Consider the following 21,475-nt stretch of genomic DNA (forward strand, 5'->3'; position numbering starts at 1 on the left):
TCCTTTGATGGACCGGCTTGAATGGTTATTTTTACTGAAGTTCGATCGAAAATTCTTCTTTGGGTTTATTCCATTGCTTGATTTGATGGATTTCAACGGGCTTAGCGTAATAATAGCCCTGGACTTCCTGGCAGATGAGCTGACGGAGAAACGTGCTTTCCTCTTCCCGCTCAATGCCTTCGGCAAGGCAGGTCAACTCGAAACGCTCTGCCATCGAGGTGATGGTCTCTACGATGCGCTGACTGTTTTGGTTGCTGTCGACCCGGTCGATGAATTCGCGCGGCACTTTGATTTTATCGACTTTGACCTTAGCTAAGATGCCGAAAGAAGAATAGCCGGTTCCGAAATCGTCGATGGCAATGCGGATGCCATGGGACCTCAGTTCTTCGATTTTTTGAAGATCTTCCATCCGGTTTTCAAACAGCGACCGCTCCGTCAATTCAATTTCCAGATTTTCCGGCGGGAATCCCGTTTTTTTCAGGATGGCTAGCGTTTCTTCCACAAAATGCTCTTGCTGAATCTGGATAAAGGAGACATTGACCGCCAATTTCAGCGGCTCTTCGGAAACCCCCGTAAGCTCCTGTACTTGCCGGCATGCCCGCTCTAAAATCCAATTGCCCAATGGGACAATGAAGCCGTTCTTCTCCGCAATCTCGATAAAGACTCCTGGAGAGATGGTGCCGATTTCCGGATGCTGCCAGCGCACGAGCGCTTCGACTCCCACCATGCGGTTTGTCTCCAATTGAACTTGAGGCTGATAGACAACACAGAATTCCTTTTCCAAATCCGCTTGGTATAAAGCTTCAGAAATTCTTACTTGGTTCATGCTATCGCGTTTGATTTCTTCAGAACAATACACCCAGCGGTTGATGCCCGAATCTTTCGCTTTATCCAGCGCAAATTGTGCATGGCGCATCAATTCATCGCTGGTCTGGCCATCTGTTTTGGAGCAGCTCGTCCCAATGCTGAATGTCAGCATGTAATTGTGATTTTTCAATTCATAAGGTGCTGACAAGACCTGGAGAATATCTTGAAAATAGGAAACGACTTCTTCTTTTGCAAAATTATTTTCTACAGCAATCAAAAATGTGCTGCCTTCCGCTTTTGCCAAATAGGAATGGCCGGTCAGCTTATCTTCCAAGCGAACTTTGACTAAGTTCAGCAATTCATCGCTTTTTTGATGCCCCAGCACATCATAAACCGATTGAAAATGATTGATTTCAATTTTGCCGACAATGAAATGCTTTTCTTTTAGCATGTAATCTATGTATAAGTTAAAATCCATCCGGTTCGGGATTTTCAGGAAGGGATCCTGATAAGCCATCTCTTCCGCTTGATCCATATAGTGAAAAAGCATCTTTTCCCGTTTGTTCATCGATTTCAGCCCCCAATAGGCGAGCCCTGCAGCCAAAATCATTAAAGCCAAGCGGAAAAGATGATGATCTGTACCAATCACGACCATTAGCTCCTCCGGCACGAGGACGATCAAGCTCACTAATACAGCGAGTGAAACCGCCAGCACGTAGGAAACCAGCAAAAAACTTTGAAGGATCAAAGCCACCATCAAATATAAAAAGACGACGGCCCAAATCGAAACCGCCACTTCATCGATAAAATAAAACAAAATAAGCGGAATCGATACGTAATTTATGGCGTATAAATGCTCTTTAACCGTACCTTGAATCGTAGTCTTCCCAAGCCATAGCGAAAATCCGCCTAAAATAAGCATGGCGAGAGGCACCGGGTATTCGCTAAAAGTCGCGCCCTGCTCACTGGCGATTACAAACCATCCAAAAGCCAATCCGCCGATAATATTTCCCCAACCGATGACATACCCGATTAAACTGTAGAAACGGGCCTTCAACCGATCAGCCTCACTTATATAACTTCCATTCACGCGATGAATGTTCATCTATTCAAACTCCATTCAAAAAAACTTGTGCTGCTCAATTATAGCGCTTTTTTTCGATTCGCATTCCGGACTTTCATCCGCCAGAGTTCTTCTGCAGCGCCTGAACCAAAAAGCACCCCAAACATAATGACGACAAATCCTGCCAAATGTACGGCTGTAATCGTTTCCCCAAGAAAAACCGCAGAACCGAGCAAAGCGAATAATGTATTTAAATTAATGAAAACTGCCGCTTTTGGCGGCCCGACTTGGCCCAGTGAATAATTATAAAGCATATGGCCAAGTGCCGTCGCAATCACACCGGAGGCAATCACCAATAGCCAAAATGCTGCATTCATTTCAGCGAACATCCGCCATTCCCCGGGCTCTTGGATCAAACTGATTATAAACAGGCCAGCCGATCCCACAAGAAACATATAGCCTGTTTGCAGCCTTGGATCCAAGGTTTCAGAAGCTTTGCTGATGACCAAAAAGCTCAACACCTGGCCAAGAATGGCGAGTAATATGTATACATCCCCTATAGATACTCGGCTCGTTTCGCTATTTCCGGACAATACGGTCGCGGATACGCCGATAAACCCGAGCATTAGGCCAATCCACTGCAGTTTCGACGGCCGCATGCGAAGCAGTGCCAAACTGAAGATAGCCGTCAGGATAGGGCTGGTCCCGAGAATCAATCCGGCGTTTGTTCCGGAAGTTAAAGAAAGCCCAACCGAAATAAAGTAATGGTGGATGACGACATTGAGCAGCGATCCGACCGCTACGTACCGCCACTCTTTAGCTGTGAGTTTTCGGACCATGCCAAATGAAAACAGGACGCCAAAGACCATTAACGCCGCTAAAAAAATACGGAGTGAAGTCATGGTGACAGGTCCCATTTGTGCAGTTAAATATTTTACCGCTGGAAGATTAACGCCCCATATAAACATAATAGCAACCAGCAACAGATAAACTTTAAATTGGCTCATGCTCATCCCTCTTTTTATCGGCTATAATTCCCTTTTTCTTAACGTTAAGCTTTCAAAAGGGGCTGTTCGTCATGTAATGTCTTAGATTTCCCTTTTTCCGGATCTTTGTAAACACATTTTTTACTACTTCAATAGAAAAGTACAAAAAGGAGTTGTCCCAAATTAATTTTGGGACAACTCCTTTTTGTGGCGAAGCTAGCGCAAAGACAGAGATAGGAGCAATCGTATTCCCCTATGCTTCATTAGAATCAACGGGGCTTTCCAATTCCTCTAGTGTTTTCCGAAATCCATAGAAGGGACGGAATTTCTGTTTTTCATAGAATGTTTGTGAAGTCGTGCTCGCGAGCAGCTCCATCCGTGTTTTCGGATAAAGTTTATGCACATATGCCAACAACGCTTGGCCTATGCCTTTGCCGCGTTCTTTTTCATCGACTAGCAGTTCACATATATACAAACTAATCGATTCGTCAGTCAACCCTCTTACGCAGGCGATGACTTCTCCATCTCGCTCCGCTACAAAAGCGATTTGGGAATGGTTCCAGGCTGATTTCGTTTCGTCTTGTTTAGCTGCCAGATTGGTCCAGCCTTCTTTTTGATTTAATTGGTGAATGGCTGGAAAATCGGATTCTTTATATGGACGTATTGAAAAATCGCTTTGTTTTATGGTCATGCTCCTCTTCCTTTACTATTTTATTCACTCTCCATTCTTTCCTAGGCGCTTAGCAACTCTCCAAAAACCTCAGGAAACGCCGCATAAGCCAAAGTGAAAATTACGATGATCGACAATGGAAATTGAATCAAAGTGAAAAGGTAATCATTCGGATTTTCAGCATACTTTTTCTCCATGACGGCCCGGACCGTTTCCTGGATGGCACCAAAGATGACAAAGATGAATATCATGTAAATCTGAATGGAATAGAACGCAAAAATGGCAGTGATGACAACCGCAAATACTGCCACCATCCGAATGGTCCAATCGATTCTTTGATGCTTTTCATTTACATAATTATTAGAGAATCTTTTTCTTTTCTCGACGCCTAACATTTTTCTTAATAGCATATTCAAAAGGAAAATCACCACTGCACTCCCAATCAAGAAAAATGCCATGCTCCACCAGAATTCCGAAGTGAACTGAGAAGTGTATTCAGGCGGCAAGCCGCTCGGATAAGTACTCAAATCAATCTTCCCCTTTCTAGCGTTATTTTTGTTTGTTTGCTATTGCACGGCCTGCCACTCTTCCTGAAAACAGGCAGCCGCCGAGAAACGTTCCTTCAAGCGAACGATAGCCATGGACACCGCCGCCGCCAAAACCACAGACTTCCCCTGCAGCATAAAGCCCGGGAATCGGTTGGCCGGCCTCATCAAGGACACGGGCTGACAAATCGGTCTGCAAACCGCCAAGCGTTTTGCGGCTGACGATATTCAAACGGACCGCAATGAGCGGACCTTTTTTCGGATCGAGCATCTTATGCGGCGCCGCTACCCGGATCAGCCGGTCGCCCCGGTAATTTCTAGCTCCGCGCAACGCAGTAATTTGAAGGTCTTTCGTAAACGCATTGTCCATTTGCCGGTCCCGTGCAACAATTTGGCGTTCGATTTCTTTAACATCCACCAGATTTTCGCCGGTCAACCGGTTCATTCCGGCTACCAGCTCTTCTAACGAATCGGCAACAATAAAATCTTCCCCTTTGTCCATGAACGCCTGAACCGGTGCAGTCGCCCCTTTTCGCACGCGCGAAAGCACTTGCGGGATGCTTTTGCCGGTTAAATCGGGATTCTGTTCCGAACCGGACAAAGCAAATTCCTTTTCGATCATCGCCTGCGTCAAAATGAACCACGAATAATCGAAGCCGCTCTTTTGAATCGTTTCCAATGTTCCTAAAGTATCGAATCCCGGAAAGTTCGGCGCCGGAAAACGCTTGCCTGTAGCATCGAACCACATCGATGACGGCCCCGGCAAAATCCGGATGCCGTGCTTGTGCCAGACCGGATTCCAATTTTTAATGCCTTCCGTGTAATGCCACATCCGGTCCCGGTTCACAAGCCGCCCGCCTGCTTTTTCAGTGATGGCGAGCATGCGCCCGTCCACATGGGCAGGGACACCCGACAGCATATTTTCAGGAGCTGCCCCTAGCCGCTCCGGCCAATTCTTCCGAATCAATTCATGGTTCCCGCCAATTCCGCCGCTTGTCACTACGACCGCTTCTGCGTGATACAGAAAATCCCCGACCACTTTTTTGGAACTCGCTTCTCCTCTTGCTGCCTCGCTTGGTTCAAGCACCGAACCAAACACTCCTGTAACATCATGGCCTTCTTTTACCAGTCCATCCACTTGATGGCGCGGCTTATAGTCGACCAATCCTGCTTTCATGTGCGCGCGTACACGGCGTTCAAAAGGTGCCACAATCCCCGGGCCAGTACCCCACACGATATGGAAACGCGGTACGGAATTGCCGTGGCCTTCCGCTAAATAGCCGCCGCGTTCTGCCCAGCCGACGACAGGAAAAAACTTTACGCCCATACTCGCTAGCCACGCCCGCTTTTCACCCGCAGCAAAATCCACATAGGCTTCCGCCCATTTTCTTCCCCAGTAATCTTCGTCTTGTTCGCGGTCAAAACCGGCTGCCCCAAGCCAGTCCTGCCATGCAAGCTCTTTCGAATCTTTGATCCCCATGCGTTTCTGTTCAGGTGAATCCACTAAAAACAATCCGCCAAATGACCACCACGCTTGGCCGCCAAAAGATGCTTCAGGTTCTTGATCCAATAGTAAAACCCTTTTTCCTGCATCCGCAATTTCCGCTGCTGCCACCAATCCGGCTAAACCTGCCCCCACTATAATCGCATCATATCCCACGCCGACATCCCCTTTGCAGTCCCCTATTCTTTCTTCTTTTATCGTAGCAGAAACGATTGGTAAATTATAGATATTTTCTGATAATTAATCGGATCGTGTATTGAGGCGGGAATGACGATGAATTTATTTTGTTTTGGATTTGGTTTATATTAGAATATTATTTTATTGTTTTAAAAATTTTTGAGAAAAGTGGTCGAATCTACGACGAACGCGCGTAAATGATTTTGAACGCGCGCATTTCTGTCTGAACGCACGCAAACTTCAGTGAGCGCGCGCATTTTCATTTGAACGCGCGCAAATTCATAGCCATGGAGAAAATGCAGCTTTCAAATAAAATAATAGAAAATATTTCCACCCACCACTCCATATCAACAATAAAAGCCGAAACCTTTATCCGGTTTCGGCTTTTTTCCTATCCTTCTAAATGCTTTCGCTGGAATTCAGAAATGCTTTCATATTCTTCCGTCAGCAAACGCGACAAGCGAATGTAGATCGGCAATAATTCACGGTAGATTTCACTCGTTGCAGCTTCGGGATAGTGGGTATGGGTTTCTCCGATCATTTCCGAAACGATGGAGAAATCTTTTATTTCGCCGAGGGCGTACATGCCAAGCACGACAGCCCCAAGACAAGAACTTTCGAAGCTTTCCGGCACGATTACCGGTTTATCAAACACATCCGCCATCAGCTGGCGCCACATTTCAGAACGGGCAAAGCCGCCGGATGCCTGGATGCGCAATGGTTCACCCGTCAATTCTTCAACCGCAAGCAGGACCGTGTACAGATTGTAGACGATGCCTTCCAAAACCGAACGGATCATATGCTGTTTTTGGTGGTGAATGCTGAGGCCGAAAAACGATCCCCGTGCATTGGCATCCCATAACGGCGCCCGTTCACCGGTCATATACGGGTGGAACAGAAGGCCGTCCGATCCCGGATTGACAGTCGATGCAATTTTGGTCAGCACGTCGTAAGGGTCGATTCCTAAGCGTTTGGCCGTTTCGACTTCAGAGGATGCGAACTCGTCCCGCAGCCACCTCAGCACGATGCCGCCGTTATTGACGGGACCGCCGATAATCCAGTGGTCTTCCGTCAAAGCATAGCAGAACGTCCGCCCTTTTGGATCTGTTTTCGGAACAGGTGAAACGGTGCGGATGGCCCCGCTTGTGCCGATCGTGACAGCGATGACGCCCGGTTCGATGGCGTTCACGCCGAGATTCGCTAAGACGCCGTCGCTCGCACCTACCACAAACGGCAGCTGCTCAGGAATCCCCATGAACGCGGCATACTCCGGCAAGACTCCCTTCATCTGGTGGGTTGTCGGCACAGGACGCGACAACTCGTTTGGTGAAATACCTGCCAGTTCGAGTGCTCCCCGGTCCCAGTCCAACTTTTCCAGGTTAAATAAGCCGGTAGCAGAAGCGATGGAATGATCGACGACATATTCGCCGAAAAGCTTAAAGAAGACGTATTCTTTGATGCCGATAAATTTAGCCGCCCGTTCACAAACTTCCGGCTTTTCATCTTTCAGCCAAACCAATTTCGCAAGCGGCGACATTGCGTGGATCGGCGTTCCGGTGCGCAAGTAAATTTCGTGTCCATCTTGCTGTTCCTTGATTTTTTTCGCATGCCTTGAACTTCTCGTATCCGCCCACGTGATGCTTTTCGTCAGCAATTCCCCTTCACTGTCGATTGCGATCAAGCTGTGCATCGCCGAACTGAACGATACCAACTTCAACTGATCCGGACCGATGCCGCTTTTTCGAATCGTTTCTCTTATCGTCCCCAGGACAGCGCGGAAAATTTCTTCCGGATCCTGCTCTGCGATAATCGGGCTTGGTGTATCCAGCGGATAAAGAATCGTGTCGCTTGCGATAACATTTCCTTTTTTATTGAATAAAACCGATTTTGTCGACGTCGTGCCGATATCGACTCCTAAGTAATATGCTTGTTCAGGCATGGTAGCCCTCCTTTAGATACAAGAAAAAGAAAAAGGAATCTCCCCTTTTTCTTTTTCGAAGTTGTTTAAATGAAGAAACTGATGATTAAAACGACCACGAATCCGGTTAACCCGATAATAGTTTCCATAATGGTCCATGATTTAAGTGTATCCTTCACGTCAAGCCCGAAATACCGGTTTACTAGCCAGAACCCCGAGTCGTTGACATGCGACAGAACCGTCGCACCTGAAGCGATGGCAATAACGACTAAACCGAGTGCCGGCCCCGTCATATTGACCATTTCCAAAAGCGGCGTAATTAATCCGGCTGCAGTTACCATAGCGACTGTTGCCGATCCTTGCGCTACCCGGACAGCTGTGGCAATTAGGAAAGCGAGAACGATTGGCGGCAGCGGTGAACCCGCCATCATATCCCCAAGCACTTCCCCAACGCCTGAATCGATCAGAACTTGCTTGAAAACACCGCCGGCTCCAGTAACAAGGATGATGATTCCTGCTGGCTCAAGCGATTTCGTCGCGATATCCTGAACTTCCTGGCGTGTGTAGCCGCGTTTCGTTCCAAGAATATAGAAAGTCAATAATGTAGCAATTGTCAAAGCCACAAATGGATGGCCCAGGAATGTCAAAATATCCCGTACTGTATTTCCTTCTTCTAAAACAACCCCTGAAACCGTATTCATCAAAATCAAGATAAGCGGAATCAAAATAAGGAAAGTGATCAAACCAAAACTCGGCAGTTCCTTATCGTACTCTTTCTGTTCCAATTCCATGTAATCCGGAATGGCGACGTGAATTTTCTTTCCTATGTAACGGCCAAAGAGCGGCCCGGCTAAAATCATTGCGGGCACCCCTGCAATTGCGCCGAATAAAATAACCCAGCCCATATCCGCATTGACTAATTGCGCAACGGCAATCGGCCCGGGAGTCGGGGGGATAAAGCTATGCGTCACGGCAAGACCCGCGAGCAGCGGAATTCCGTAATGAAGAAGCGACTTTCCGGTTTTGCGGGCCAGACCATAGACGATCGGCACCAAAATGATAAAACCGACATCAAAGAAAACGGGAATGGCAACGATGAATCCGGTAAGCCCAAGAGCCCAAGGCGCTTTTTCCTCTCCGAATTTACTGATCAACGTACCTGCCAAGCGCTCAGCGCCACCCGATACTTCGAGCATTTTACCGAACATTGCACCAAGTCCGACGACGACTGCGACGAATCCGAGCGTACCGCCCATACCATTTTGAACCGATTCAATTACTTGGCCAAGCGGCATGCCAGCCGCAATGCCGACTAATAAACTGACAAGCAATAATGCCACAAACGCATGCAATTTCGTGCGCATAACCAAAAACAATAAAAGAAAAATACCGGCTACCGCCACCAAAATCAATGTTGAACCTGACATCTTCGTCCCTCCTCGTTGTGTAAAGCCTTATTATCTTACTTTTTTTCTACTGCATGCCCGCCGAATTCATTGCGCAGCGCAGCCACGACTTTTCCTGTGAAGGTGTCATCTTCCAACGAACGGTAGCGCATCATCAGCGATAATGTGATAACCGGAGCCGGAACATTCAAGTCCAAAGCTGTCTCAACTGTCCATTTGCCTTCACCTGATGAGTTCATGACGCCGCGGATGCCATCCAATTTTTCGTCTTTTGAAAATGCATTTTGCGTCAAGCCCATCAAGTACGAACGGATGATAGATCCGTTGTTCCAAACGCCCGCCACTTTCTCGTAGTCGAAATCGAAATTGCTTTTATTCAGAATTTCAAATCCTTCGGCAATCGATTGCATCATGCCGTACTCAATTCCGTTATGCACCATTTTCAAGAAATGCCCGCTTCCCGGTTCTCCCGTATACAAATAGCCGTCTTCTACCGAAATGTCTTTGAACAAAGGTTCGATTTCCTTGAACTTCTCAGCGTCTCCGCCGATCATCGAACAAATTCCTTTGCGCGCCCCTTCTGTTCCACCGCTTGTTCCGCAGTCAAAAAAGTAAAGGCCCTGTTCCTTTAATTGCTCAGCACGGCGCACCGTGTCTTTGTAATTGGAATTTCCGCCGTCAATAATCGAATCGCCTTTTTCCAATAGCGGCGTGAGTTCCGTAATCACCGACTCCGTAATTTCTCCTGCCGGCACCATTAGCCATACTGTGCGAGGTGTTTCCAATTTCTCCACAAGCTCTGAAATCGAAGAAGTTTTCTTGAAACCGCTTTCTTCAATTGCCGCATGGCTATCGTAGCCAATCACTTTATGTCCGTGGTCCACCAAGTTAAGGGCCAAGTTCAATCCCATTTTGCCTAAACCGATTACACCGATTTGCATAATAAAACCTCCTATGAATAAAAGAATATTTTTCCGTATTAAAAATATTATATCAAATATTTTTCCATACACAACATGTTATTCTATAATTAAAGGAAACCCACCAAAGAAATGAGGCGCGAATTTATGAAAGAACAGGCATTTGCGCTGGCTGCCATCCGGGGCAGTTACCGCCACTTCAGCGAAAAAGAAAAAAGATCGCCGACTATGTCTTGAACGATCCTAAAAATATTATCCATTTGACCATCAACCAAATTTCCGATGAACTCGGCTTAGCTGAGTCCACCATCTTCCGTTTCTGCCAGCGGATCGGCTTTAAAGGTTTTCAGGCATTCAAAATTTCATTAGCCGCTGAAGTAGTAGCGCCGCTGAAAGACATCCATGAAAAAATCGAAGAAGGCGACAGCGTCGAGCGCGTCACGGAAAAAGTTTTCCGCTCCAATATCAAGACGATAGAAGATACGCTGCAGATCGTGGACGCTTCTGCGATGGAGCAAGCGGTCGATGCAGTCATAACGGCACGAAGAATCGAGTTTTTTGGGAACGGCGGCTCGGCGGCTATTGCCATGGACGGCTACCATAAGTTCATCCGGCTCGGCCTCCAAGTGTCCATCAACCTTGATGCCCATATGCAGCTGATGGCTGCTTCCCAGCTTCAGCAAGGAGACGCGGCCATTGTCATTTCCCATTCCGGATCAACCAATGACGTCCTTGATGTTCTGCGCATCTTAAAAGAAAAAGGTGTGACCATTATTTGCATCACCAATTTCGGCAAGTCCCCGCTGTCTAAAGACGCGGATATCGCCTTATACACCTCGTCTGAAGAAACGGATTTCCGTTCTGAGGCACTTTCTTCCCGCATTGCTCAGCTCACCTTGATCGATGCCCTTTATACGAACTTGATGATTGCACGCGGAGAAGAAGGCAAAAAAGCTCTTCAAAGCATGCGCGAAGCGATGTCCCAAAAGCGGCTGTGACTTAAAAAATACTCGGTAATCCAGTCGACTGGCTACCGAGTATTTTTTTCTCTATGAAATTTATGTAGCTGTTTGATAATTGCTTGTATAAATATGAATGTCACTTTTAAATAAAAATTGTATCAATTCAGGATTTAATCTGCATAAAATTTGAAAGACCAATAACCTTAAATAAAGAGGTCACTAGCTTTTCAAGTTCTTTACTTCGTATATAAACTTCCGATAAGCCCTCATATGTTAACTAAAAATAAATATCGTGAAAATTTCATTCTCCCCTTGAACCTTACGTAGGGTAATGTTTTATAGTAAAGCTAGCTTACTTTTGCAAAAGGGGGAATCGTTGTGCAAAATGCCATTGTTAAGGCATTAATTAAAGAAGAACAGATTCGTCTATATTTTATTGATAATTCCCAGTTGCTTCGCGATATCTATGCCTTAAACCAGGAACTTCCTAAACCGCTTAAACTACTGTTAGGCAAAACGATATCAGCAATGAGCATACTCTCTGGTACGCTCAAAGGGAACCAGCGAATGAGCCTCCAGGTAACGTTGAGCAACACTCGCCATAAGATTTTTGCGGAAGCCGAAGCCAATGGAAATGTCAGAGGATACCTGAACGAGGAACTTTTGAGATCTTCTAATATAGAAGAAAAGTCGATGCAAGATTTGATTGGACCTTCTGGGATGATCCGTGTCATAAAGGGTTCTGAGATGAATCAATTCACCAGCATTACCGATATGCCAAATCAACATATCACGGATGATATCGCCAACTATTTTGTGCAGAGTGATCAGACGCCGACCTATCTTTATTCCGACATTCAGTTGGATAAGGGAGGTTCCCTTCTTTCCAGCCATGCACTATATGCACAACTGCTTCCCGGTGCACCACCACAACTGCTTTCAGAAGTGAAAATGATTGTGAAAGCCAATCCGGATATTTTCAGTAAACTAAACGCTGAAGAAGCGAGTGACAGCGAAGAAGCGTTAACCCAGTTGTTTGGGGATGCAAAAATTATTGGCCATAGCTCCAGTCAATTTTTCTGCGGATGCAGTAAAGAAATGTTCTATGGCATGCTTTATTCATTGAGTGAAGAGGAAATCAAACGGAGCATTGAACGAAAGGAAGACATTGAAGCTTTTTGCCATATTTGCGGGAAAACCTACACGTTTGAGCAAAAGGAGATGCAGCAACTCTTCTAACTTCGAATTTCTCGGTTTTAGTTGGTGAATAGAAATGTTGTTAAATGGAGGCTAAGCGAATGAAGGAACATTGGAAAGTCGGAGAAGTTGCCGAATTGGCGGGTTTAACGATTCGAACTTTACGCTATTACGATCAAATCTGTTTATTTTCACCTTCTCAGTATACGGAGTCAGGGCATCGGCTTTACACGAAAGCAGATTTGGTCCGTCTTCAGCCCATTTTGTCCTTAAAGCAGATGGGCATGTCGTTAGAAGAAATACAACTTCTGTTGTCTAATCCGGAGGAACAAACCGTTGCAGAGATTTTGCAAACCCAAATTTCCGCGTCAAAAAAGAGATAGAGGTTCAGCAAAAACTAGTAGCAGAGCTGGAAAATGCGTTATCGGCTGCGCGCAGCAATCGGACCATGTCGATTCCAGAACTTACTAAATTAATGGAGGCGCTGAAAATGAATAAGGAAAAATACTTTTCGAAGCAGCAATTGGATACCATGGAAAGCAGATATGAGAATGCTGATAAACAACTCTTAAAGCAGGCCGAGCAAGAGTTTAACGATCTTATCAAGGAAATACGTTTGGAAAAAGAAAAAGGCGCTTCTCCTTCCGATGAAAAAGTACAAGATTTAGCGAAAAAATGGAATGACATCGTGAATGCCTTTTCCGAAGACGATAGGACTTTCCGCAAGCAAGCCGAACATTTCCACGCCGAAAACCCAGGAAACGAACTGCAATATGAAATAGATGGCGAGCTATACCAATTTATCAGTCAAGTATTGAATCATAAGTGATTTTATATGAAAGGAAGAGGAAAAGCTGATAAGTTGGCTTCCCTCTTCCTTTCTTGTATTTGTTTTTAACGAACTTCCGATAAATTATTGATACGTAAACTAGATTTGTTTTGGATTTACGATTCAGATTCAACTTGTCCAGCTACTATACATGACTTTTCACCTTTCATATTTCCACATATCGGAGTAATACTGAACGTATATACATGACAGAAATCAACTATTTTACATTTGGTTATAATGTCACCCTGTTTATTGAAGCAGATTTCCCATGAGTGATCACTTGGTAAAATTCCAAGCATTTGATGACAAATTTATTTTCATTTCGCAAACCAGTACCGAGTATTATGATTGACGAACGTCTGTTACAAAGAGCCGAAAAAGTGGTACTGTTCGATCATCACCGCCGAGGTGTAGAATTTATCGACAATACGCTACTTGTCTATTTGGAGCCATATGCTTCTTCTACACCAGAACTCGTGACCGAATTGATCGAATATCAGCCGAAACACGACAAAATGACGATGCTCGAAGCAACATCGATGCTTGGTGCACGTTATAGAAGAGTAAGGAGCGAACAAGACAAGCGTCCGATGATTTCCGGTCTTCGTGAATCGGGTTCGATTGAGCAAGATGCCGATAGCGTATCCTTCTTATACCGTGAAGATTACTATGACAAAGAAACAGAAAATCAAAACATGCTTGAAATCACCATTGCCACGCAGTGTAACGGTCTAACGGATGCCGTGACCTTGGCCTTTGTGAAAGAGTTCAATAAGTTTGTCAAAATTGATTGGAGCCAGCATACGGCTCCGCCGGCCCCCTAAAAGAGTCCGGTTTTTTTGTAACTTTTTCAGTGTTTGTACGTATTTATTGGGAACGAAAGGAGTGGAATTAACATGAAATGGTTGATCGGCTGTTTAGGCTTCATTGTATTAGCTGTATTCGGATACTTTGGCTATTTCGCGTTTGCGACAGAAGAGTCTAATGAATCATCAGATCCGAGGAAGGAATTAATCAGTGTCTCTCCAAATGAAGAATGGCGAATTGAACTAGTTGAAGCGGAAATAGACGGGAAAGCGCATAAAGCCTACTATGGAAAAAATGAGGATCAATCAAGAAATAGAATGAGCAGTATCAATATTGACCCGGAAGGCAAAGAGAACACGACCATGGATATTGAATGGATTTCTGATGAATCAGCCGACATCTTGCTCCTCGAAGAAGGGGTTGAAATCAGACGAATGAACTTAACGTTAGAATAAGTGTGTTTTCTGAAAAAAAGTAGTAGTTTCAAGCTGGTATATTAAACAATTTAATCAAACACGAACATCTAATTCGCAATAAAATTAGATGTTCGTGTTAAATGGGGATTAGTTCCCTAACAGTCTACTAATAATCTCCAGAGGGAAATTTGTTAATCCATGAACAATGATGAGAACCCAAAAGTTTCGATATTTTGACCATAAAAGTCCTAAAAACAAGCCCATGAGTCCATGGTTCGCCATGGAATTTGCTAATGTCACATCAAAACTGCCTGCGCTCTGTATAGTAACGTGCCAAACAGCCCATAACAAAGCAGTTACACAAATGGCCGGCCATGTTCCTAAAAAAATCTCCAATCGAGTTTGTAACCAAACACGATAAAATAATTCTTCCAGAACACTGTTAAGCAAAAAAGAAACTAAAGCACCGGTCAATAAAATAAGAAAATTCATTTCGTATGTATTCGACTCTGAAGAACTCCATGGACTGAAAAAATACATAAACATCCATACGACAACGGGTATGAGGGCAAATTTCCACTGTTTTTTTGCAGAATGTCTGTGAAGTTTTATTTTTGGTTTCCATTTGAAAATTATAAGAGGAACAAAAAGCAGAAAAACAAGTTTGTAAATATAAAAAAAGTCAAAAACATGTTCAGCAGGCGTTATAATTAGAGCGAGAAAATAAAAAAGAGCAGCAATCAATAGATAATGCGTTTGTGATTTTAGAGTCTGTTTTTCCTCCTCTTGTAAGGAGAGGATTTTTGGGTTTTTATATGGTAACAAATATAAAATAATAAAAGGTAACCCGACTATTAACCAGTGATGCCACAGTAAAAGCGAATCATCAAAGTCTGCACTGACGATGATACGCCCGTTATTCGATAGAATAATCCATATAGAGGATACTACAAGAATGACTATGGTTATATAAATTAAGTAAGAGTTCTTCGATGTATTTATCATGTCTTTCCTCCTTTGTTTGCTTGCCGATATAAAAATTTCTTCCGACTTTTTCCTCTCAGCCTTTAGGGCTTCCGCTCGTTTCCTTTGTTCAATTCACTCCTCATTCTTAAACTCATTTGCTTCGTAAAAATCGATAATTTTATTAATATATTCAATTACGTTTTCTTCCACCAAAATTAATCCGCCTTTTTCTGGTGCTTCCTTTTGTAGCCTCCAATACTTTTCGATTAGTTCTTTATCACCGTTAAACGCCTCATCAAGAAACAAAACAAGTTTTCTAGCCAAGGTCTGAGATTTCATCGAGCTTGGATGTTCATATTTCTGTTCCCTGGCTATTCTCAATAAGTAAACTATTTCCATAGATTCCTTCTCACCCATATGAAATAGGGGATTGTTAAAAACCTCCCTCTCTTTTTCACTAAAGAATTCTTTCAAATAAGCCATTTGCTTAACTTGATCTTCTTCCGTTTGTCCTATGTAATGGAATAGGTTGGTCCAATTTATGTCTTGTTCAATAAAAGATAGTTGCTGGGTTAACCTAAGCATTTTTTCCAAATAATCAAGGTGTGCTTTTTCTTTTGCAATAATAATCAATTGCTCTTCAAAAATATCCTCCCAGTCATTTTCATTCAAAATAGATTTAACCTGTTCCAATTGAAATCCTAGTTTCTTTAAGGCAATAACTCGCTGCAGAACTAGAATATCTTCTTTTGAATAATAACGATAACCTGAATCTGCAATTCGGGAAGGTGTCAATAAATCGATTTCATCGTAATAGCGCAATGTCCGAACAGTCAGGTTAAATTCTTTTGCTACTTTTCCAATACTATACATAAGACACCTCCGATAGTTCTTTCCTTTTCAGTATAACTCTACCGTAAACGGAAGAGTCAACAGGCGCCATACACTATTCTGTGAATTTTACAAGAATATGAATCCTTGGTCTAGAAAGCGTTCGTAAAAGTACACTTTTCCGAACGCTTTAAAAAGGGCCAAAATGATCGAAAAGAGCGTTCGTAAACGTGTCAAAATACTTTACGAACGTCCGCCGATTCGGACACATGTTTACGAACGGTTTATAGGCCGATTTTTGAAGCAACAAGCCCTTCCGCTTCTATGATTTCTTCAAAGAAGTTCCTGCATTCAACTGTTGCACCCTACTGTTTGGAAAGTCCAACCGCCAAAGAACCAGTGCAATAGCTGCTATCCCGAAACAACCGATAATGACAGCCAACCGGATGGAAAAGAAATAAGACACCGAACCGAATCCCATTGTCAGGACGATAATGCCCATCGCTTCTACAAGACCATAGATGCTGGATACTCTCCCCAACACTTCTGCAGGAATCTGCTCTTGATAAAAAGTCTGAAAGCCTGTGTTGGCAAATGCGAGGGCAAATGCCAACACAAAGAAACCGGCTGCAGCACCGCAGAAAGACGATGAAAATGCATAAATCAAATATCCGCCAGCCGTACCCGCTGCACCAATTTGCATAAGAAATGATACTGCGAGCTTCTTTATAAAAATCGCTGTCGTAATGGAGCCAGCGATGATTCCGCTCCGCGATGCTGACTAAAAATCCGTATTCATCCTCTTCCAACTGCAGGATTTCAGTGGAAAAAGCCGCTTCCATTGAATCTAAAGCAGTGGCAGCTACCATCATTCCGCTGAAGATCAAATACACTCTCGCGACGTTAGGGTTAGATTTGCTGAAAGCAAAGACCATCGCAAGATCTTTTCTTAATAGAGTCCAAGAGATCGATTCGGCATTTTCTCCTCTCGCTTTCTTTCCTTCTAAATTCGGCAAAGCCATTACGAGCAGACCGGATGCCAACAAAGCGGCTGCATTTATCTCTATCGCTATTTCCGGTGTGCTTATGACGAATAATACTCCCGCAATTGCCGGACCTAGTAAAAAGGCTCCTGAATCCACCAGACTCCGAAAGGAATTGAAGCGTTTGCGCTGTTCCGGCGCCAGCAGCATGCTGACATACACCATGGATGCAGGTACGAAAATGGCGTTTAATATCCCCAATAAAAATACGAATAAATAAATCATCTCAAGTGAGTGGATAAATGGCAGCAGCCCAATCAATATTGCCCGGGAAATATCCAAGCCGATCATCAGCCGCTTCTTATTTATCCGATCCACTACGCTGCCGCTCCAGCCGTTCGTCACTAACATGGCAGCAGGAGCAATGGCATATAATGCCGCAACGGCGAAAGCGGAGCCCTCTGCCATTTCTAGCACCGTTAGATTTAAAGCGATTAAATAGATCCAGGCACCGATATTCGCAATCCCAATGCTCATCAATAAAATTACTGGATTTCTCCATCGTGTTTCAGCCATGTGCACCCACCCTTTCGATTTTCATGAAACGCAAAAAATCCCACCTCCAAGACCTGTTTGTCTTGGAGGCGGGATTCGAAAATCGCGGTGCCACTCCAGTTCCTTTAATATGTCGCCATATTAAGCTCATTAAGTACGGCAGTTCTCACTGCTTATACTCTTGCCCGATAACAGGAGCTCCTGTCGCATCATCCCCGAAAAACAGTTCCGATGCGCTGCTCAGAGTTTTGGTTCAGTGAATGGTTCTTGCCCATTTTCAGCATACAAGGCTCTCTTTGAAGAAATTCCTCACTTACTCTTCTCTTCATTGCATTTGATTTTGCTAATAATAGCATTTGACAGAATGGAAAGTAAACAAAAAAATGAAAATCGTCCTATCAGTAATGGGAGATTATGTTAAAGTTAATAGACACCTATCCGAAATGAGGTATTTTTATGAATAAAAACTACGCTGGATTTTGGATCCGCTTTTTTGCGAATCTAATTGACGGAATTATTCTTGGCATTCCAATTTTCATTGCAGATAAACTTATTTTCAAGCAAGTAACCGGCATGACCGAAGAGGAATACTATGCCATACAAGCACAGCAAAATGCGTTTAATGAACTCTATACTGCTGCCGCTCCATCGTCTTATTTATGGTACAGTTTCCTTTTCACTACCTTAGCCGGTATCCTATACTACGGAATTCTGACCTCGTCTAAAAAACAAGCGACGTTCGGCAAAATGGCGATGGGCATTAAAGTTGTAGATGCTAATGGACAGCGCATGAGCTTCCTCCGTTCAGCAGTCCGTTATTTAGGCTATATCCCTTCCGGCTTTCTGTTGTTTTTCGGCTACATTATGGTCGCTTTCAATGAAAAAAAGCGCGGCCTTCACGATTACATTGCAAATTCATATGTGGTCTATAAATAATTGAATGGCAAAAGCGGCTTGGAGAAGCTCCAGCCGCTTTTCTTTTCTTATTTTTTCAACGGGATCCAAATTTCGGAGTAATAGTCATCTCGATAAGCATCGCCAGCCGGATAAACTTCCAACTCAGGAGACGGTGCATGTTCATACTGGTTTGACGGAAACCATTCCGAGAAAATTTGCTTCCATACAATCGGCATGGCTTCCGGCATGGCGCCGTGCACTTCGAATACCGCCCATTTTGCAGCGGGTATTTTAATGGCCGTTAGATTAGCCGGTGCTTTTTCAGTCGACTCTGCACCAATCCAATAGTCCATTTTTTGGCCATCCGTATTGCCATCGCAAACCCCGAGCAGCCCTTTGATTTCTCCATTGTTCAAGCCGGCTAACAAATCACTTGTCCCGTCGGCATTGGCTCTTTCCCACATTTTCGGGATGCCTTGCATATTTTCTCCGTCTACCAGTGAAAACTCTTCCTTGATGCCCACTGCCTGAAAGCTTTCCTTTTCCACAATACGGTACTTCATCGGACTTGCCCCTTTCAGATTCACCTGGATTCCCAGGCGATTATAGGATTTCAGCTCTCCTACATGCTTTCGCGCATCGCTCGGCGTGACGCCGTGCTGTCGCCGAAAAGCTTTCGTGAAAGCCTCGGGGGTGTCATAGCCATATTTAGAGGCGATATCGATGATTTTATGGTCTGTACTCGCCAATTCATGTGCAGCTAAAGTCAAGCGCCTGCCCCGCAAATACTCGCCTACTGACATATCGGTCAAAATCGAGAATGTCCGTTGAAAGTGGAACACCGAACTATTCGCTTCGCGTGCAATATCTTCCATGCTGATCGATTCCGTTATATTCGCTTCCATGTAATCGATTGCCTGCTGCAAAGATTCTACCCACCCCATATTGCTCACCCCTTGCTTCCATCTTATCGGCATCTTTTGCGTTTTTCCTGTCCGTTTGTGCTTTCTTCAGACCATTTCAAAATTCCTCTTTTAAAATCGAATACTGCGCTAAGTCGACGAGTTGCCCTTTTATCCGAAAATGCTGCCTCGCTACGCCTTCAAATTTCATTCCCGCTTTTTCAAGGACACGCTGCGATTGGAAATTATCCGGTACAATCGGTGCTTCAATTTTATTCAGCTGCATTTCTGTAAAACCGAATTCAAGCAGTGCTTTTACAGCTTCTGCTGTAAAGCCTTTTCCCCAATACCGGTGCGATAGCGTATAGGCGATTTCCCCCCGTGAATGTTTCGGCAGCCATTTTACAAAATCGATGGTGCCAATCATTTTTCCATCCGTTTTCAATTCGATTGCCCATGTCAGTTTATTTTTTTGCTTGTACGCATTTAATACAAAGGCGATGAATTCTTTGGAGTCTTCAATGGTTCTATGGGCTTCCCAAGGCATAAAACGTGAAACTTTTGCTTCTGAAGCATAGTCAAACAAATCCTCTGCATCCCCTTCTCTTAAACTCCTCAATATCAGTCTTTCCGTTTCAATAATTGGCATTTTTCCATAAAACTTTTCAGCGTCCATTCGCTCTCCTCCTATTGATCACTCGGCATCGCAGCTGTTTCTTTCCTCTTGATGTTCCAGGATACAATTGTCGTGCTGTCTCTGACGCCATGCTTCTGTATCGTTTTCAATAATTTTTTAACGCCTTGCTCATTTGTTGCCCCTTCAAAGCTTTTGGCAATCGCTTTTGGGTCAGCAAAAGGAAGGCCAGGGCATTCAACCAAACCATCTGTGGTAAGGAATACATGATTTTCCCCTTGCCGCAATTCACGCGTGCCGCTGGAGTAGCAAGGAACGGCCTTTCCGAAAGTATTGGCTTCTCCGATCCACTCAAAAAACTGGCGTTGATTTACCGCATATTGGCCAAGCTTCATCAATTCAGGGTGGAATAAATACAGCAAGCAATCACCGACCGAAAACCACCAGAGGTATTTTTCTTTTCGAACCGCAATCAAACATGCTGTCTCTCCTTGAACGCTCCTGCAAGCATCTAAAAATCGCGCTTCTTCAAAAAGGGAGACGAAATAGTTTTCCAACTCCTTAAAATAGGCGGTATGGATGTTATGGTTCAATAGTTTATGCAAATCTGTTTCGCCCTGCTGGACCCAATTTGCAACAAGTTCTGCACTCTCCGCTGTTTTATGGGCATCCAGAAGCAGAACGAATTCCCATTGCTTGTCGCCATCTGCCCATATTAGGCAGCCGTCTTCGTTCTTATACTGCCCTGCCGACGAGTTGCCGCCAAAACGCCCAAGAACCAGATCCTTAAACTCCGTTACATCCGGCTCATTAACGAAAGAATATTCATTGCCTGTCCACTTGATACGTTCTTCAACTTTTCTCATATCTGCAGCTCCCCGTGACAATATTCTTACAATTATAAGGCACGTACCGGTTATTGGTATATGGCCTCATGCAAATAATAGATTCCTATTTATCGCTTCGTTATAATAGAAACGAATAGAAAAACGAAAACAAATCATATTAAAGGAGATCTGCCTCATGTATATCGTAACGAACCGCATTAAAATGAAACCCGGCTTTGCCGAAAGAATGGCGCCGAACTTCACTCGCCCAGGAGCTTTGCAGCAAATGAAAGGTTTTGTAAAAGTCGAAGTGACGATTACACAAAACTTGACTGAATACGATGAGCTGAATGTGAACATGTATTGGGAAGACCTTGAAAGTTTTGACGCTTGGAAAAACAGCGACGCTTTCAAAGAGTCCCATAAACGCCCAGAAGCCGATTCCAGCGAAGCTCCAAAAGAATCTCCAATGCTTGGCAGCGAACTGGTCATCACAAAAGTGGCTTCATCAATTGAAGCAGCACCAGCTGAATAAGACGAAAAAAACGATCCACCTCTTGCTTTTGTAAGAGGCGGATCGTTTTTTATTGGTCTTGTCTATTGGACAACTTTATTTTAATTTGTTATTGTTATTTAGTTACCTAAGCTAACCATTAGCCGAACTAACTAA

The 21,475-nt window shown here is 44.1% G+C and carries 21 protein-coding genes, 2 pseudogenes and 1 other annotated feature; of the genes and pseudogenes, 9 read left to right on the plus strand and 14 right to left on the minus strand.

Going from position 1 to position 21,475, the window contains the following annotated elements:
* Positions 1-31 precede the first annotated feature (31 nt).
* The 8 genes from L0M13_RS17200 to gnd form a co-directional block, all read right to left on the minus strand.
* Positions 32-1,912, minus strand: a complete 1,881-nt coding sequence (locus L0M13_RS17200; RefSeq protein WP_235197640.1) for an EAL domain-containing protein — start codon at positions 1,910-1,912, stop codon at positions 32-34.
* A 38-nt stretch (positions 1,913-1,950) separates the two neighbouring features.
* Positions 1,951-2,877 carry a DMT family transporter gene (locus tag L0M13_RS17205; RefSeq protein WP_235197641.1) on the minus strand — a complete coding sequence of 309 codons (927 nt, stop codon included), beginning with the start codon at positions 2,875-2,877 and terminating at the stop codon, positions 1,951-1,953.
* A 232-nt stretch (positions 2,878-3,109) separates the two neighbouring features.
* Entirely contained in the window at positions 3,110-3,547 is a 438-nt protein-coding gene (locus L0M13_RS17210; RefSeq protein ID WP_235197642.1) for a GNAT family N-acetyltransferase, read from the minus strand.
* 41 nt (positions 3,548-3,588) lie between these two features.
* Positions 3,589-4,053 carry a DUF4181 domain-containing protein gene (locus L0M13_RS17215; protein WP_235197643.1) on the minus strand — a complete coding sequence of 155 codons (465 nt, stop codon included), beginning with the start codon at positions 4,051-4,053 and terminating at the stop codon, positions 3,589-3,591.
* A gap of 22 nt (positions 4,054-4,075) precedes the next feature.
* Positions 4,076-5,731: an FAD-binding dehydrogenase gene (locus L0M13_RS17220; protein WP_235197644.1), complete on the minus strand. Its 1,656-nt coding sequence runs from the start codon at positions 5,729-5,731 to the stop codon at positions 4,076-4,078.
* 412 nt (positions 5,732-6,143) lie between these two features.
* On the minus strand, positions 6,144-7,691 hold the full coding sequence (gene gntK / locus L0M13_RS17225; protein WP_235197645.1) for a gluconokinase: 1,548 nt from the start codon (positions 7,689-7,691) through the stop codon (positions 6,144-6,146).
* 65 nt (positions 7,692-7,756) lie between these two features.
* Positions 7,757-9,097: a GntT/GntP/DsdX family permease gene (locus L0M13_RS17230; RefSeq protein ID WP_235197646.1), complete on the minus strand. Its 1,341-nt coding sequence runs from the start codon at positions 9,095-9,097 to the stop codon at positions 7,757-7,759.
* Between the two features lie 35 nt (positions 9,098-9,132).
* Positions 9,133-10,017 (minus strand): phosphogluconate dehydrogenase (NAD(+)-dependent, decarboxylating), encoded by an 885-nt coding sequence (gene gnd, locus L0M13_RS17235; RefSeq protein ID WP_235197647.1) that lies wholly within the window; start codon positions 10,015-10,017, stop codon positions 9,133-9,135.
* A 212-nt stretch (positions 10,018-10,229) separates the two neighbouring features.
* Here gnd and L0M13_RS17240 point away from each other — a divergent pair, with 212 nt between their 5' ends.
* The 7 genes and pseudogenes from L0M13_RS17240 to L0M13_RS17270 all read left to right on the plus strand — a co-directional run bounded on the left by L0M13_RS17240 (position 10,230) and on the right by L0M13_RS17270 (position 14,249).
* Positions 10,230-10,994 carry a MurR/RpiR family transcriptional regulator gene (locus L0M13_RS17240; protein ID WP_311195590.1) on the plus strand — a complete coding sequence of 255 codons (765 nt, stop codon included), beginning with the start codon at positions 10,230-10,232 and terminating at the stop codon, positions 10,992-10,994.
* A 342-nt stretch (positions 10,995-11,336) separates the two neighbouring features.
* The gene (locus L0M13_RS17245) at positions 11,337-12,197 is read left to right on the plus strand and encodes an Hsp33 family molecular chaperone HslO (RefSeq protein WP_235197648.1); all 861 of its coding nucleotides are present in this window, start codon (positions 11,337-11,339) and stop codon (positions 12,195-12,197) included.
* A gap of 59 nt (positions 12,198-12,256) precedes the next feature.
* Positions 12,257-12,538 (plus strand): MerR family transcriptional regulator, encoded by a 282-nt coding sequence (locus L0M13_RS17250; RefSeq protein WP_235197649.1) that lies wholly within the window; start codon positions 12,257-12,259, stop codon positions 12,536-12,538.
* Between the two features lie 107 nt (positions 12,539-12,645).
* Positions 12,646-12,984: a TipAS antibiotic-recognition domain-containing protein gene (locus L0M13_RS17255; protein ID WP_235197650.1), complete on the plus strand. Its 339-nt coding sequence runs from the start codon at positions 12,646-12,648 to the stop codon at positions 12,982-12,984.
* Positions 12,985-13,322: 338 nt separating this feature from the next.
* Positions 13,323-13,532, plus strand: a pseudogene (locus L0M13_RS17260) (DHH family phosphoesterase); the annotation flags it as partial.
* A gap of 12 nt (positions 13,533-13,544) precedes the next feature.
* A pseudogene (locus tag L0M13_RS17265) lies at positions 13,545-13,811 on the plus strand (DnaB-like helicase C-terminal domain-containing protein); the annotation flags it as partial.
* A 72-nt stretch (positions 13,812-13,883) separates the two neighbouring features.
* Positions 13,884-14,249, plus strand: coding sequence for a hypothetical protein (locus tag L0M13_RS17270; protein WP_235197651.1), 366 nt, complete (start codon positions 13,884-13,886; stop codon positions 14,247-14,249).
* Between the two features lie 108 nt (positions 14,250-14,357).
* Here the strand turns inward: L0M13_RS17270 and L0M13_RS17275 are convergent, their stop codons facing one another.
* From L0M13_RS17275 to L0M13_RS18660, 3 genes are all read right to left on the minus strand, one after another.
* Positions 14,358-15,215, minus strand: a complete 858-nt coding sequence (locus L0M13_RS17275) for a CPBP family intramembrane glutamic endopeptidase (RefSeq protein ID WP_235197652.1) — start codon at positions 15,213-15,215, stop codon at positions 14,358-14,360.
* Between the two features lie 93 nt (positions 15,216-15,308).
* Positions 15,309-16,049, minus strand: a complete 741-nt coding sequence (locus L0M13_RS17280; protein WP_235197653.1) for a MerR family transcriptional regulator — start codon at positions 16,047-16,049, stop codon at positions 15,309-15,311.
* 323 nt (positions 16,050-16,372) lie between these two features.
* Complete coding sequence (locus L0M13_RS18660) at positions 16,373-17,566, minus strand: MFS transporter (protein WP_311195591.1); 1,194 nt, start codon at positions 17,564-17,566, stop codon at positions 16,373-16,375.
* A 61-nt stretch (positions 17,567-17,627) separates the two neighbouring features.
* Positions 17,628-17,883: a binding site (T-box leader), on the minus strand.
* A gap of 118 nt (positions 17,884-18,001) precedes the next feature.
* Between L0M13_RS18660 and L0M13_RS17295 the strand changes: the two genes are divergently transcribed.
* The gene (locus tag L0M13_RS17295; protein WP_235197654.1) at positions 18,002-18,481 is read left to right on the plus strand and encodes an RDD family protein; all 480 of its coding nucleotides are present in this window, start codon (positions 18,002-18,004) and stop codon (positions 18,479-18,481) included.
* A 47-nt stretch (positions 18,482-18,528) separates the two neighbouring features.
* Here L0M13_RS17295 and L0M13_RS17300 read toward each other — a convergent pair whose 3' ends face one another.
* The 3 genes from L0M13_RS17300 to L0M13_RS17310 all read right to left on the minus strand — a co-directional run bounded on the left by L0M13_RS17300 (position 18,529) and on the right by L0M13_RS17310 (position 20,844).
* The gene (locus tag L0M13_RS17300) at positions 18,529-19,386 is read right to left on the minus strand and encodes an AraC family transcriptional regulator (RefSeq protein ID WP_235197655.1); all 858 of its coding nucleotides are present in this window, start codon (positions 19,384-19,386) and stop codon (positions 18,529-18,531) included.
* Between the two features lie 76 nt (positions 19,387-19,462).
* The gene (locus L0M13_RS17305) at positions 19,463-20,020 is read right to left on the minus strand and encodes a GNAT family N-acetyltransferase (protein ID WP_235197656.1); all 558 of its coding nucleotides are present in this window, start codon (positions 20,018-20,020) and stop codon (positions 19,463-19,465) included.
* Between the two features lie 11 nt (positions 20,021-20,031).
* A complete protein-coding gene (locus tag L0M13_RS17310) occupies positions 20,032-20,844 on the minus strand; it encodes a PP2C family serine/threonine-protein phosphatase (RefSeq protein WP_235197657.1) in 813 nt (270 codons plus the stop codon).
* 157 nt (positions 20,845-21,001) lie between these two features.
* On the opposite strand from L0M13_RS17310, the gene L0M13_RS17315 reads away from it, so the two are divergent.
* On the plus strand, positions 21,002-21,340 hold the full coding sequence (locus tag L0M13_RS17315; RefSeq protein WP_235197658.1) for a heme oxygenase: 339 nt from the start codon (positions 21,002-21,004) through the stop codon (positions 21,338-21,340).
* The last annotated feature ends 135 nt before the right edge of the window (positions 21,341-21,475 follow it).

The organism is Planococcus sp. 107-1 (genome assembly GCF_021513255.1).
Taxonomy (GTDB): Bacteria; Bacillota; Bacilli; order Bacillales_A; family Planococcaceae; genus Planococcus.